The sequence below is a fragment of the Sporosarcina aquimarina genome (assembly GCF_023715615.1).
GTDB classification, from domain to species: Bacteria; Bacillota; Bacilli; order Bacillales_A; family Planococcaceae; genus Sporosarcina; species Sporosarcina aquimarina_A.
The window spans coordinates 332,422-346,476 of record NZ_JAMBOM010000001.1 but is presented as its reverse complement, the minus strand read 5'-3'; the positions used below and the strand labels follow the sequence as shown (position 1 = coordinate 346,476).

12 protein-coding genes and 1 pseudogene are annotated in these 14,055 nt (G+C 41.5%); 1 reads left to right on the top strand and 12 read right to left on the bottom strand.

Translation table 11 applies throughout. The annotated features are described in order from the left end of the window. Positions 1-313 precede the first annotated feature (313 nt). The 4 genes from M3197_RS01600 to M3197_RS01585 all read right to left on the bottom strand — a co-directional run bounded on the left by M3197_RS01600 (position 314) and on the right by M3197_RS01585 (position 6,517). Positions 314-2,008: a methyl-accepting chemotaxis protein gene (locus M3197_RS01600; RefSeq protein ID WP_251658259.1), complete on the bottom strand. Its 1,695-nt coding sequence runs from the start codon at positions 2,006-2,008 to the stop codon at positions 314-316. A gap of 591 nt (positions 2,009-2,599) precedes the next feature. After that, positions 2,600-4,288, bottom strand: a complete 1,689-nt coding sequence (locus tag M3197_RS01595) for a methyl-accepting chemotaxis protein (RefSeq protein WP_251658258.1) — start codon at positions 4,286-4,288, stop codon at positions 2,600-2,602. A gap of 696 nt (positions 4,289-4,984) precedes the next feature. Then, complete coding sequence (locus M3197_RS01590) at positions 4,985-5,206, bottom strand: hypothetical protein (protein WP_251658257.1); 222 nt, start codon at positions 5,204-5,206, stop codon at positions 4,985-4,987. A gap of 219 nt (positions 5,207-5,425) precedes the next feature. Continuing rightward, positions 5,426-6,517: a CotH kinase family protein gene (locus M3197_RS01585; RefSeq protein WP_432813964.1), complete on the bottom strand. Its 1,092-nt coding sequence runs from the start codon at positions 6,515-6,517 to the stop codon at positions 5,426-5,428. Between the two features lie 210 nt (positions 6,518-6,727). Between M3197_RS01585 and M3197_RS17435 the strand changes: the two are divergent. Continuing rightward, positions 6,728-6,802 (top strand): annotated as a pseudogene (locus M3197_RS17435) (hypothetical protein); the annotation flags it as partial. 3 nt (positions 6,803-6,805) lie between these two features. Here M3197_RS17435 and M3197_RS01580 read toward each other — a convergent pair. From M3197_RS01580 to M3197_RS01545, 8 genes are all read right to left on the bottom strand, one after another. Then, complete coding sequence (locus M3197_RS01580; RefSeq protein ID WP_251658255.1) at positions 6,806-7,039, bottom strand: hypothetical protein; 234 nt, start codon at positions 7,037-7,039, stop codon at positions 6,806-6,808. Positions 7,040-7,654: 615 nt separating this feature from the next. Continuing rightward, positions 7,655-8,119, bottom strand: a complete 465-nt coding sequence (locus M3197_RS01575; RefSeq protein ID WP_251658254.1) for an amidohydrolase family protein — start codon at positions 8,117-8,119, stop codon at positions 7,655-7,657. Between the two features lie 295 nt (positions 8,120-8,414). Further along, the gene (gene ehuA, locus M3197_RS01570) at positions 8,415-9,191 is read right to left on the bottom strand and encodes an ectoine/hydroxyectoine ABC transporter ATP-binding protein EhuA (RefSeq protein ID WP_285851034.1); all 777 of its coding nucleotides are present in this window, start codon (positions 9,189-9,191) and stop codon (positions 8,415-8,417) included. 41 nt (positions 9,192-9,232) lie between these two features. Then, positions 9,233-9,919, bottom strand: coding sequence for an ectoine/hydroxyectoine ABC transporter permease subunit EhuD (gene ehuD / locus M3197_RS01565; protein ID WP_251658253.1), 687 nt, complete (start codon positions 9,917-9,919; stop codon positions 9,233-9,235). Next, complete coding sequence (locus M3197_RS01560) at positions 9,916-10,545, bottom strand: amino acid ABC transporter permease (RefSeq protein ID WP_251660040.1); 630 nt, start codon at positions 10,543-10,545, stop codon at positions 9,916-9,918. The genes ehuD and M3197_RS01560 overlap by 4 nt, the downstream gene beginning before the upstream one ends. 135 nt (positions 10,546-10,680) lie before the next feature. After that, positions 10,681-11,547: an ectoine/hydroxyectoine ABC transporter substrate-binding protein EhuB gene (ehuB, locus tag M3197_RS01555; protein ID WP_251658252.1), complete on the bottom strand. Its 867-nt coding sequence runs from the start codon at positions 11,545-11,547 to the stop codon at positions 10,681-10,683. Positions 11,548-12,722: 1,175 nt separating this feature from the next. Next, entirely contained in the window at positions 12,723-13,175 is a 453-nt protein-coding gene (locus M3197_RS01550) for a hypothetical protein (protein ID WP_039042488.1), read from the bottom strand. After that, complete coding sequence (locus M3197_RS01545; RefSeq protein WP_251658251.1) at positions 13,175-13,972, bottom strand: DUF3100 domain-containing protein; 798 nt, start codon at positions 13,970-13,972, stop codon at positions 13,175-13,177. The genes M3197_RS01550 and M3197_RS01545 overlap by 1 nt, the downstream gene beginning before the upstream one ends. Positions 13,973-14,055: the final 83 nt, after the last annotated feature.

Here is a 14,055-nt window from a genome sequence, read left to right as displayed (position 1 = left end):
CAACTCCACGCAACTGATCGAGAACCTCCCCAGACCCTCTCGCAACGAGATAGCCCATCCCACAACAAGCGCAGCGCTATTAATTAACCCCTTAACCATGCCAAATTATGTATCATTATCGTGAAACTTCCTTATGTGTCGGAGAAAGCAGGCTATGTGGTGAAGAAACGCCCACATCTGATCAACATCCCCTTGCCATTGTCGGACAACTCCATGCGACTGATTGAGAACCTCCCCAGACCGCAATATTAGCCGTAATCAAAAAAACCCACCCGCATTTCCTGCGGATGAGCCCTTCTCCGAACTTATTCCCTTACAACTTAAATTCTCGTACCAATCCATTCAAGTTTTCGGCAAGTTGCGCCAGTTGTGCAGAACTGCCCGCCACTTCTTCCATTGAACTGCTCGTTTGTTGCGAAGCAGCTGCCGTCTCTTGAACGCCAGCAGCCGATTGCTCGGAAATAGCCGCGATTTCTTCTACCGATTCACTCATTTCTTCGCTACCTGCTGCAATATCTTCAAGGTTTTGAGAAATGATGCCTATATCTGTAGTCATCTTGTTGACCGCGTCACTAATTTCAGCAAACGTTTCACGCGTCGTCTTCAGTTGTGCAGTCCCTTTTTCCACTTCTTCATAACCCGACTCAAGCGATCCCGCTACGCTGCTCGACTCTTGCTGAATCGTACCGACGATTCCGGTAATATCTGTTACAGATACAGCAACTTGTTCAGCCAGTTTCCGTACTTCTTCTGCAACAACGGCAAATCCTTTTCCGTGCTCTCCAGCACGAGCTGCTTCAATCGCTGCATTCAATGCCAACAAATTCGTCTGATCAGCTATATCCTTAATCACAACGACAAGCTTCGAAATTTCTTGTGATTGAACATCCAATCCTTTGATTTTCGTAACAGCTTCTTGGACGATTGCGTCAATTCGTTGCATCTGTTCAGTAGAGGATTCCATCAATTGGGCACCATTAGCTGTCTGATCCAAAACATTTTTAGACGTCTTTTGGATAGCTTCACCTTTTTGGTTTGCATCCTCAACCCGTTCCACAAAACGTTCCATCATCATCGCCAAATCCGTTGCGGTATTTGCTTCACTTTCGATTCCTGAAGTCAATTCTTGCATCGTCACTGCGATTTGTTGTGACGCTGCATTCACTTCCGTCGAAGACTGAGTCAGCTCCTCACTATGGGCTGAAACGGAAGAAGAAACTTCATTAATGTCATTGAGCATATTGCGTGTGTGCGAACTCATGTCGTTTGTAGCTGCTGCAAGCTGTCCAACTTCGTCACGAGAAGTGACAGATAAAGGTTCGTGGCTCAAATCACCATCAGCAATTAGTTTCATACGCTCCATTACACTCTTAATTGGAACTGTTATCACATGTGCTGTAAATAAGGCTGCTCCAATACTGATAACGAGAACTAGCAGTAGCACAATTGAAATCCAAATTAGTGTCTGGTTTCCACTCGCAATGATCTCTTCTCCATGCTTTTCTGTCAGTTTTTCACGCGAGTCAGCAATTTTATGATATTCAGCAATCAGTTCTGTGCCTTCTGCAGATAATTCCTCCAAATTTTTAGCGGCACGTTCTTTTCTATTTTGGTCGTACACATCTATGACATCCGTGGATAGCTTTTTGCGCCAGTTGATCATTTTATCGACTAAGTCACCGAATTCGTCAGATGTCCCAACCTTTTCAGCTTCAGCCTGTAATTCAATTCCCGAGTCCGTTAAAGAGAAAAACTCTTCTTTGTACTGCTCATCACCGAATAGTATATAGGCACGTACTGCAGACATACGTCCCGCCATCGTATTCGCTAATTTTAAATCGATAGCCATTAACTGAGTGTCTTGCTCAACAATCTCCTGGGTTTTTTGATTAACTGAGCTTACCGACATTAATGTATAAATACCTAACACTAGAACCAGTACGACTACAACGCCAAATGCTACTAGCAATCTACTTTTCACACTCTTAAAGCCTGCACGTTTTTTCATTACGTTCTCCTTATTACGATACTTTTATATCGTTATTTATAGTAATCATTACATATTACCTAATTACAATTATATTGTTTAAAAGGTCTAAAGTCACTAATTTTTATGTTTTTTTAATGAATTATTTTAAAATAGAAATAAGGGGAGGGAGTATCGTTTAATTGTTACCGTTTCCCAATAACCGTCTTCGACAAAACCGGTCTTATTGCTGAAACTAAAGATCTTTCCCTTAATTCACATACTAAATACTAAGTAGATAGAATCAGACTAATATATAATGAAGGATTTAGTTCCTATTTAACCCTCCTCTATCTAGTTTTCAAATCATGTATCTTAGATGCTTGAGAGTCAAACTTGTATGTTCACACTACCCAAACCTCAAATAAACTAATTTACTCAATCAGCAATAAAGGATTGCAAGCAATTTTCCATAACCAGAAAACATATATTAAGGAAGATTCCTAAAAATCTTAAGAAAACTAGATAAACTCATAACTCTCTTGAGATGAAACAAAAAAGCAGCCAACTCCATAAATTTGGAGAGGCTGCCATTCTGATTTCATAACATACAAGAAAGTGAAATCAATTCTCTTACAACTTGAATTCTTTTACCAGATCATTTAAATCTTGTCCCAGCACGGCAAGTCGCGCTGAACTCCCCGCTAATTCTTCCATCGAACTACTCGTTTGCTCTGAAGCAGCCGCTGTTTCCTGAACACCGGCAGCCGACTGCTCAGAAATTGCTGCGATTTCTTCAACAGACTCGCTCATTTCTTCACTTCCTGATGCAATTTCAGATAAGTTCTCCGAAATAACAACGATATTCGTAGCCATTTCGTTTACAGCACTACTTATCTCAGCAAACGTCTCATGTGTCGTCAATAGTTGAGCAGTCCCTCTTTCAACCTCCTGGTATCCAGACTCAAGAGATTCTGCTACACTGCTAGATTCCTGTTGAATCGTACCTACAATTCCTGTGATATCCGTCACAGAAACTGCTACTTGTTCTGCGAGTTTCCGCACTTCTTCTGCGACAACCGCAAATCCTTTTCCGTGCTCTCCAGCGCGAGCTGCTTCAATCGCTGCATTCAACGCCAATAGATTCGTCTGATCTGCAATTTCTTTAATAACAACGACAAGCTTCGAAATTTCTTGTGACTGGACATCCAATCCTTTGATCTTCGTAACAGCTTCTTGGACAATCGCATCGATCCGCTGCATCTGCTCAGTGGACGATTCCATTAAGGCTGCCCCGTTTTCCGTCTGTTCCATTACGTTTTCAGATGCTTTCTTAACCTCCTCGCCCCGTGCATTTGCACTTTCTACTCGTTCCACAAAACGTTCCATTGTCATCGCCAAATCGGTGGCCGTATTTGCTTCACTCTCAATTCCAGATGTCAACTCCTGCATCGTCACTGCAATTTGCGCAGAAGCTTGGTTCACTTCAGTTGATGACTGTGTTAATTCCTCACTATGTGCAGAAACGGACGACGACACGTCATTGATACGATTCAGCATATTACGTGTATTATCACTCATTTCATTCATCGCAACCGCAAGCTGTCCAGCTTCATCTGCCGACAAAATCTCTAATGGTTCCTGGCTTAAATCCCCTTCTGCCATCAACTTCATGCGATCTCTTACTTGAATAAGCGGTCTAGTAATGACACGCGTTGTCAAAGCAGAAGATAAGCCACTGATAATCAATGTTAGAAGTGAGACCGCTAGCACCCATCTCAGCGTCACATTCCCACTGTAAATGATTTCATCGCCATGAGTAGCCGTTTGTTTTTCACGCTTATTCGCGACTCTATGATATTCAGCAATCAATTCTGTACCCTCTACAGACAAACTCTCCAAATTCTTGACGGCTCGCTCTTTCCGGTTTTGGTCGTACATATCAATTACATCTGTTGATAATTTTTCATTCCAAGTAGTCGTCCTCTCTAATAAATCACCAAGATTGCCACCCAACTTTTCAGTCTCTCCTTGAAGATTAGTGGCATATTCCGTTAATGACTCGAATTCCTCTTTATATTGCTCTTCACCGAATAACATATACGCTCGAACTGCAGACATTCGACCAGCCATCGCATTCGCGAGCTTTAAATCTGCAGCAACTAATTTCGTGTCGTGTTCAATAATGTCCTTTGTTTTCTCGTTAACTCGTTGCACGGAATTCAACGTGAAAAATCCTAATCCGAGCACTAGTAACATAACAATCCCAAAAGCCCAGTAAAGGCGCGATCGAATACTTTTAAATTTAATTCTACTCCTCATTATTTTGCCAATCCCCTTTTCACAATTAGTAGCAGTACAATAGACATATGTACTTACAATTCATCCCAATCAACAATTATAGTCTTATAGATGTCTAAAGTCACCATAATTTTAGGAATACATGCATAAATAAACCTAGGACATTTAGATTAAGCTACATTCCTCATGCCTTGTTTTTCAAAAGAGTTTTTTTAATCAAACAGATGGATTCTCTCTCGTTGCGCACGAAATTGTGTCTCGTTGCCGATTAATTCCCCCGTATTGCTGATTCCGCTCGTCTTAGTTCCGATTCATTGCCCGAAACTGCCGATAACCAGTGTCATTTTGCTGATTCCTTTTACATCATGTATTTTGCCATTAGATTCAAGCCAAGTTCTACCAATCCTTCCCTTACATCAGTTGAATTGTATCCTGTTATCGAGAAACTTCGCTGAGTGTCGGAGAAATCTAGAAATGTGATGGTGAAAACCTTAAGAGTAAGAGGCAATAGCCTCCGTATGATGAAGAAATAATCCCAAGTGATCAACAACGCAAAAAAGACCCATCTCGCCAAGGCGAAATAAGTCTATCTACTTTTCACTAATTTCCGAAACACAGTCTCCACGGTTTGGTAATATAACGACCCTCCTGATTGCTCTGGACCTTGTTGAATCCATAGCGACACAGAAATTTCTGTTATAAGGATGAATCTACCAACTAGTTACGGCAAGCTAATGACATCGCATAACTGATAATCTTCGCGATGAACGGTTCCACGTTTAGACACAAGGAAATGTTTGATGTACCTGTTTCACGGATGACTCCATTCCACAAGTATGTACAGAATTCACGCATCACGATAGCCGTGACAATAAGCAATACCCAATAAGTCCAATCAACCTGAATAGATGACAAAACCGCATTCCAATATACAAACATCCACAGCCTAGTTATCCAAAGAGATTGGTGCATCAAGTGTTCACCCAATGTTCATCGTTTTCGACATAGTTGAACGAGAAGTAGAACTATAGAAAACGACAACATCGTACCTGCAATCAGCAACTCCCCGTACCCCACGGAAAGAAAAAACTAAGTCCGCCCAAGTGTTTGTTCTAATCAGACACAACCGGAAAGGATGACGTAGGAGGGCTCAGCAACTTATTCTAACGTATTTAATTTTCCTCTTATAAATTTCGACCGTGCTTCAATGAAATCCAATATATACTTCGGTTCCTTATCAAATAAATGGATAGTGTCTTTTTTATAAGGATCTTTTTGAAGATACGGCCTGATTAGATTATGCATATCTTGTATTTTCGGTTTCAAATATTCTACATTAAATTGGGTGTTTAAAATAACTTCTAGCAAGTTTTTGTATTGATGTCGAAATGTTTTCACGTCGAGAATTCTTGCGGTGAGTGTATTAAATCCTTCGATTCGTAAATAGTCTTCCTCCATCACTTTTCCGTTTACATCTCTTCCCCATGTTGCATCGTAATCCCAGGGTATGATTTCAAATAGCTTTGTATTGCTGTTCTGGTATAGTGCGTAATTATGAACAAAACCATCAAAATTTTGGGTGAAAATAACACCAGCCAACCAGCGGAGATACTGATCGACATTGAGGTATTTCACAATTTCACTTTCAAATTCAGAAATTGAAATCGTATTAATTTTTATAAGCATTTCTTGTAAATCAACTTCATCTTGTTCTGTCCCATATTTCTGTTCATAACCAAACTTAAGTGATTTCTTAATTTCCTTATCAAGATCACTCATTAATGAAAAGTTAGCATCACCGTCAACCGCATAGAATATCGGTCCTTTCGGTAGTTGTCGATTTGCAAGGAAATGCTCATCCACTGATTCTAACTCCAAATAAATCCCCTCATTTTTCCCATTCAAGTTCATATTTACAAATTGGGACTTAGGCGATAAGCAACCTATTTCATTAAAAAAATCGAGCGATAATTTATTTCTTAATAGAGAAGGATCTTTATATTCTGCGTTCATATGAAGTTCTTTGGCATTTCTATACGTACTAGGTTTATAAAATGAAATGTGATACGACTTCTTTCGTAAATCCCGGATGTGGGAGCCACGATAGGCGATATCAATCTCATACTTTTTTTTATTAATCGTTAACTTCGCAGAGATCGGATCGTCACACCAAACATCTTTCTGAAGTTCACTTAACTCTAAAGGATGAATAAAAAGCCGATATTCAGGTATTTTCATGTTGGTATCCACGCGATTTCTTTCCTTTCAATTTTATTTTATTCATATGAAATAAAATTGAATGATGCCACTAAAGGATACGGAATGCTATTTTACCTCTGAAAAGTATACGATTGTCCCTAACATCTTTCGTACAGCCTCATATCTTACAATAGGGGAAAGAAATGTGAAGTAGTATGGGTTGAAAAAGAAATACTCATCTCCCTTCTTCCTCTAATAAAGATGAAAGGAGGTTTAAGCATGTCACAATTTGGATTTGACGATATTCAGAATGCAGTCGAACGGGCTAACAGCAATGGGTTAGGTAACTTCATGCACCAGGATCCTTTTAGCAACCAACGGCGTACGAGCAGAAATCGATGCACTTCTCGAAACCAAAGACGCACAAGCAGAAATCGCTGCACTTCTCGAAACCAAAGACGCACAAGCAGGAATCGGTGCACTTCTCGAAACCAACGACGTACGAGCAGGAATCGGTGCACTTCTCGAAACCAACGACGTACGAGCAGAAATCGATGCAATTCGCGGAACCAACGACGCTGCTGCAGAAGGAATCCCTTTAATTGGAATGACTTCTTATTTTAAGAAACGCCTCGGTAATTTGCCACCTACTGAAGAGCATGTCACTTCACATTCTTTAATGAACGGTTAAGTGAGTCCGTCTAATAAAGTTAACTAGTTTTTACTAGTTAGCTTTTATTCGGGTTATGTCGATAGAAACCTAAGGTAGAAGAAAAATGAAAGGTCTCCGAGGGAGTTTTCGTCTGAATTGTCTTGGTATGTTTATAAAAAAACAATAGGTGATTAATTTTTCAAAACCAGATTTGTAAAAGCATTAATACATCCAATGACATCACATACTTTATATCACAAATATGTGATGTCCTTTCTATTCAAATAATGCTCGTTTGTTGAAGTTCGTTTTCTCACAAACTTTTCCTTTCACATTAAAAGGATAACGCTCTAAGCCTTAAGAGAATGTGATACCTTACATACTCACTCTAAACTTTTCCATCCTTCTCTTCAGCTAAAATTTCCTTTTTAATGGTTACAAGGTTACTATTTTACCTTTTCGCGTCACACACCGGTCGTTCGGTTTCCTCGCTACCACTTCAGCTGTCGACAATACAAAGTCAGCTTTGTCTTTCACTAACAACCACAAGCGTGTGCATTTAATGGAGTCACTCCGTTCGTTGCAAATCGTAGTAGTTGGTGCGATGATTTTTCTTCTATTTTACGTGAGAGCTCCCCAAAACGTGTCACTTTTTCTTGCACATCTCCTCTTCCATACGAGCTCCATGAATCATAGAATCCATCGCTTCCGAACTGCACGCAAACTCCATGTTCGTCCAACAATTCGATACAAGGATCGTTGTTCACATGCGTGCGGAAATGCGACACACCGTATGGAAGAAGGGTTCCAATCATTATCTTTGCCCATGTTTCAGTCGATCCTGCCAACACTTTACGCTCCGCCGCTTCTTGTTTCAAACGTTTTTTTAAAATTGTAACATGAGTAATTCCTTTCCAGTTCAATGTCCTATAGGTTTTATCCAAATAATTGTGCATTTCACCAATCACCTCATCCACAGTTTTTAATGTACGCAACGCCATATCGGTTTCACTTGCTCAGTTATCCATCAAAAGAATTGTTCAATGACGGATTGAACTGATAAACCCGACCCATTAAAATCAAGCCCAGTGCGACCAATTAATCCCTTATCGTTCTTGAATTGTGTCTTGTTATCGAGAAACTTTGCTGAGTGTCGGAGAAATTGGGAGTTGTGATGGAGAAAACCATGCGTTTGATGAACAATACACGTTGAGTGATCGACAACACCCACGAGTTGATGGACAACACAAAAAGACCCATTTCGCCAATGCGAAACAGGTCTCTTCTATTATAATATTATCGATTCACCGTAAAGCGACTTAAGAAATCTTGCAGACGCTCACTTTTTGGGTTCACTAAAATGTCTTCAGGATGCCCCTCTTCCTCAATCACGCCGTCGTTCAAAAAGACGACGCGGTCAGCGATATCGAGCGCAAAATCCATTTCGTGCGTGACGAGAATCATTGCCATTTCGCCTTCTTTCGCGAGATCACGAATGACTTCAAGCACTTCCCCGACAAGCTCAGGGTCAAGAGCCGACGTCACTTCATCAAACAACATGACTTTCGGTCGCATCATTAGCGCCCGCGCCATCGCAACACGTTGTTTTTGACCACCTGAAAGTTGCGCGGGATACAGATCGATTTTATCTCCCAAACCAACCTTTTCCAGCATCTCGACAGACGTCGCTTTTACCTCTTTCTTACTTTCATTTTTCACAAGAACCGGTGCTAGCATACAATTTTCCAGTATGGTCATGTGGGGGAACAGGTTGAAATGTTGAAATACCATTCCAATATCTCCACGTATAGAGTGCAAATGGGAATCATCCGCTCTCACCCACTCACCTTTTTTCTCCATTTGCCAAAGGTTTCTTCCACCTACATCAATAACGCCCATCGTTGGTTCTTCGAGCGTCATAAGCATTCGGATAATCGTCGTTTTTCCGGAACCACTTGGTCCAATCAGCGCTACTTTTTCAGCAGGCTGAATGTCCAGATCTATTCCTTTCAGCACTTCGATATCCCCAAATGACTTATGAACATCCTTATATTTCACTATTGGTTCATCCATTCGAAATCTCCTTTATCCTAAACGTATTGGTTCTCATTCCATTAAGAAGTCATAGCTTTTTTATCAAACTTCCGGTTGTATTTCTTCTCTAATTTGCTAATCAATATCGCTGATGGATAGCTCAACAATAGGAAGAACAACGCTACAACCGTTAGTGGTTCCACGAACTTGTAGTATTGTGATCCATAGTCATTCGCAATATGAAGCATAGCTACCACACCGATTGTCGACGCCAGTGGAACTTCTTTAAACATGATGATTAAATAATTCCCAAGCATCGGAATTGTTGGCGGAATTGCTTGAGGTAGAATAATTTTCGTCCACTTTTGTCTTGTGGATAAATTCAGTGCAGTGGACGCTTCCCATTGTCCTTTATCCACAGATTCGATTCCGGATCGGTACACTTCAGACATATACGTGCTGAAATGAATTCCGAGTCCTAAAATCGCTGCAACGAATGGATTCAGTGACACACCAACGACTGGGATTACTGGCCACGCGTAAAATATGAAAAACAATTGGACAAGCGGTGGCGTCGATCGGATGAATTCTGCAATCCAGCCAAAAATACTGCGCACAATCTTCGATGGAATGCGACTCATGAACACCCAGAAGAACCCGAAAATCGCCGCAAACAAATAACAAGCAAGTGTCAGGCCCACTGTAATCCAAAGCCCTTTTGAAATAAGTGGAATGGTCTCAAAAAATACGGTCCAACTCCAATTCATCCGAGAGCCACCCCTTTCTTCGACATACTCTCCATTTTTTTAGTGAATGCAATGAGGGGCAACGCAATCACGAAGTACATCACGAGGAGAAGCAAATAGACTGTCGGGGAATCTGATAAATGTGTGCTTCGGTAAATATTTCCGTAGTAAAGCAAATCCGTTAATCCAATCAAAGAAACGAGTGAAGTCGCCTTCAATATTTGAATCAAGTAGTTACCGTATTCAGGGAGCATCATCCGAACCGCTTGCGGAATAATAATGTGACGCATGCGTTGGAACTTCGATAAGTTCAGTGCAATCGAAGCTTCCGTCTGCCCAGCAGGAACCGCTTGAATCGATCCCCTGACAATCTCAGACATATATGCGCCGTAGTTCAAAGAAATGGCCAGCACTGCGACCCAAATGTCACTTCCCAGATGGATATTAAAAAGACCTGGAAGTGCATAGGAGAACCAAAATAATTGAACAATCAATGACGTCCCTCTAAAAATTTCAACGTAGAAACCAGTCACCCCTGTAACTAACCGATTCGTTGACACGCGCGATAGCCCTGCGACAAGCGCAATGATCGTACTACAAATAATCGAGAGCACGAGCACCAGCAGAGTCACTTTTAAGCCCTGCATGAGGGTAGAAAATATATCGGGTAAAGAACCCACAAACACCACTCCATTGTGTACGATTTAATAATCTTTACTAGTTTACGAGTTAAAAAACCAAGAAAAGGGTCATGCCGAACACGGCGTGACCCGATCGTTTTCTTAGTAATTCTCACCGCTACAAACACTTTCAGTCGTAATGTCGTTATCGACCGTGTTCATTTCCTCAGTAAAACCAAACGGTTCGATCAATGCTGCAATTTCGCCGTTTTCCTTCATCTTTTTAAGCTCCGCATTGTAAGCTTTACGTAGCTCATCGTCTTCGTTCAAGAACGCAGCAGCTCCGTAACTCGGAACTCCTTCGATTTCCGGCTGTTCGAATTCATTTACAAATTCAAGCTTGTCGATGTTAGCAGATTCAAGCGCCATTTTAATCGTAATTTCTGTTCCTGTTGTCACAGCCGCACGACCTGATTCAACAGCTGAAAATGATGCTGGAATGTCCGGAACCATCATGATTTGACTCTCAGCGACGCCTTCTTTAATCATGAATTCCTTCTCTGTTGCACCACTCATCACTGCAACTTTCACGTCAGGGTTCGCAGCGATATCTTTATAACTTTTCAAGTTCATCGGATTTCCCGTTTCAACAATCAATCCTTCACCGTATTTAATTTCCGGTTCTCCAAACGCCACGTTTTCACACCGGTCCGGCGTAATCGCCATACCCGCTGTAATGACGTCAAACTTGCCTGCGCCCAATCCTGGAATCAAGTTCCCAAACTCCGACAACTTCCCGTCGACTTCGTCTATCCCCAGGTTTTCAAAGACCGCTTTGGCAATAGCAACCGCAGCACCTTGCAATTCTCCATCTTCTTCATACGCATACGGTTTCTCATTGGCAAAGCCGACTTTGACAACGCCTTTCTCCTTCAAATCTTCTAGCTTACTACCACTACTGTCCTTCCCACATGCTGCTAAAACGACTAGCAACATGATTGCCATAAACCCCACCAACGATTTCTTCATTAGTCTCCTCCTTGATATTTTCATAAAGCAAATATTCAGTACACTATTAACCGTAGCATACCTAATTTTTCATTACAAACTGATTTCCAAGATTCCCATCGTTGGAAATAAAAGGGTACAACTGTTTAACTCAGTAGTGATAACGGTTACAAGAGATCTAAAATGCAGAAAAAATAGTTTAAAAAGTTTTTTCAATAGGCTAAAAGTATTTCATTTTGAACGAAATGTGAATTCTACTTATTTTTAATTTTCTAGAGAAAATAGCAACTTTTATTCGTTTTTTAATCATAAAATGAAAGTCTATTTTCAATACTCCAATTCTCCCAAAGCCCATATATATGCAATAGACTGCTTAGCCCATCCTTAAACAAGCAAAGCGCCAACAATTCCCCCCTTATAAATAGTTGAATTGTGTCTCGTTATCGAGAAACTTCTCTATGTGTCGGAGAAACCTAGAGTTTTGATGGAGAAATACTCACCGCTGACGGAGAAATCACTCACCGCGTCGGACATTCATCGCCGTGTGTCGGAGAACACGAAATTGACCATGCGTAGTTGATTTACCATACTTAAACAAGCAAAGCGCCAACAATTCCCCCCCTTACAAATAGTTAAATTGTGTCTCGTTATCGAGAAACTTCTCTATGTGTCTGAGAAACCTAGAGTTTTGATGGAGAAACGCTCCCCGCTGACGGAGAAATCACTCACCGCGTCGGACATTCACCGCCGTGTGTCGGAGAACACGAAATTGACCATGCGTAGTTGATTTGCCATCCTTAAACAAGCAAAGTGCCAACAATTCCCCCCTTATAAATAGTTGAATTGTGTCTCGTTATCGAGAAACTTCTCTATGTGTCGGAGAAACTTAGAGTTTTGATGGAGAAACGCTCCCCGCTGACGGAGAAATCACTCACCGCGTCGGACATTCATCGCCGTGTGTCGGAGAACACGAAATTGACCTTGCGTAGTTGATTTGCCATGCTTAAACAAGCAAAGCGCCAACAATTCCCACCTTATAAATAGTTGAATTGTGTCTCGTTATCGAGAAACTTCTCTATGTGTCGGAGAAACCTAGAGTTTTGATGGAGAAAACCTTCTGAGTGATCAACAACGTCGTTCGCACGCAAAAAAAGACCCAGCCGCTCAAATGCGACTGGGTCACCCCTATGCTCTATTTAAATAATGCCTTGGAATCGTAATATAATCTCTGCAATGACTGCCGAACCGAGGAACGTTCCGATCATGACCAAGCTTGCGACGATCAACGTACGCCAGCCGAGCTTGACGAAATCAGACCATGAACGGCCGATGGCAATCCCCGCATACGCTAGAATCGGTGTCGTCAACGCCAACAATTGAACTTGGGTTGTCCATTCTACAACTTTATCAGAACCAGGGAACCACGGCATAGACACAACCACTCCAATGATGGAAATGTAGGCGATACTCGGGAAATTCAATGGGATGATTTCTTTTAAAATGAACCCTGCCAAACAAATACCAATTAAAATCGCCATACCTGGAAGCGCAGAAAGTGGGAAGATATCGTAACCAATCCAGTTTCCGATTAGGCCACTGACGCCTACTATAACTAATAACAATACCCATTCTTGAATATTTTTCAGCATCAATACCCCTCCTTCTTCCGAGTCATCCACCCATATAATTTTTCAGTGAGTGGCAGTGCGATGAAAATACTGACCCAAAGACCTGATGATAAGGAGAGTAAGTTACTCGCTCCTGAAAGCGCAACGATTTGCGTCTCAAGATCAGGGAAAGCTGCAATCAGCGATCCACTTGCCGCCACCATCATACTTCCGCTACCTACTCCTGAAGCCAAAGCAAAAGATAGTGGACTGAGTGGTGTAATCGTCGCAAGTAGTCCTGACAACAAGCCTAAGAACACTGCACCGAAAACGGTACCGAAAATATACATCGCCATAACTCCGCGACCTTCAGGTGATCCCATTCCGTATTTATCCATTATCAAGCCCACGTTTGGTTCACGTCCAATCGAATGTGTCATCCCGATTGCTTCACGTTTCATCCCGAGCCAAATCGCAACAGGCAGTGCCACCAAAATTGTTACAAGATGACCGAACTCTTGAAGCAAAAGTGCAGGTCCCGCAGCAATTACTTCAGGCAATGACGGACCTATAATGACTCCGATTTTCGCTAGCAACAACGAAACTCCGAGCACAATAATCGGCTCTGCGTTCAATGACTGTCGCTCTTTCACAGCTGGTGTAAAGTACAAAATGATTCCTATGACGAGCGCGTACAACATCGGCAACAACAGGATAACCCCAGGGCCGACCTTAATGCTAAACGTTCCGATCAATTCAGTAACGATTACTATCGCTAGAACGATGGCATGCAAACGCCAATCTTTCCATAATCCCATTGCCGTATTTCCATCCTGCATGTTAATTCTTCCCCCTTCACCTATAGGAAATTGAATCATTGTCTCCTCGATTCATTATCCACCTATAATGTCTGATTAAACTG

Excerpts from the sequence above, each read along its gene's own strand:
- M3197_RS01600 (WP_251658259.1), bottom strand. The coding sequence starts at position 2,008 with ATGAAAAAACGTGCAGGCTTTAAGAGTGTGAAAAGTAGATTGCTAGTA.
- M3197_RS01595 (WP_251658258.1), bottom strand. The coding sequence starts at position 4,288 with ATGAGGAGTAGAATTAAATTTAAAAGTATTCGATCGCGCCTTTACTGG.
- M3197_RS01590 (WP_251658257.1), bottom strand. The coding sequence starts at position 5,206 with ATGTTTGTATATTGGAATGCGGTTTTGTCATCTATTCAGGTTGATTGG.
- M3197_RS01575 (WP_251658254.1), bottom strand. The coding sequence starts at position 8,119 with ATGGCGTTGCGTACATTAAAAACTGTGGATGAGGTGATTGGTGAAATG.
- ehuA (WP_285851034.1), bottom strand. The coding sequence starts at position 9,191 with ATGGATGAACCAATAGTGAAATATAAGGATGTTCATAAGTCATTTGGG.
- ehuD (WP_251658253.1), bottom strand. The coding sequence starts at position 9,919 with ATGAATTGGAGTTGGACCGTATTTTTTGAGACCATTCCACTTATTTCA.
- M3197_RS01560 (WP_251660040.1), bottom strand. The coding sequence starts at position 10,545 with ATGCAGGGCTTAAAAGTGACTCTGCTGGTGCTCGTGCTCTCGATTATT.
- ehuB (WP_251658252.1), bottom strand. The coding sequence starts at position 11,547 with ATGAAGAAATCGTTGGTGGGGTTTATGGCAATCATGTTGCTAGTCGTT.
- M3197_RS01550 (WP_039042488.1), bottom strand. The coding sequence starts at position 13,175 with ATGCTGAAAAATATTCAAGAATGGGTATTGTTATTAGTTATAGTAGGC.
- M3197_RS01545 (WP_251658251.1), bottom strand. The coding sequence starts at position 13,972 with ATGCAGGATGGAAATACGGCAATGGGATTATGGAAAGATTGGCGTTTG.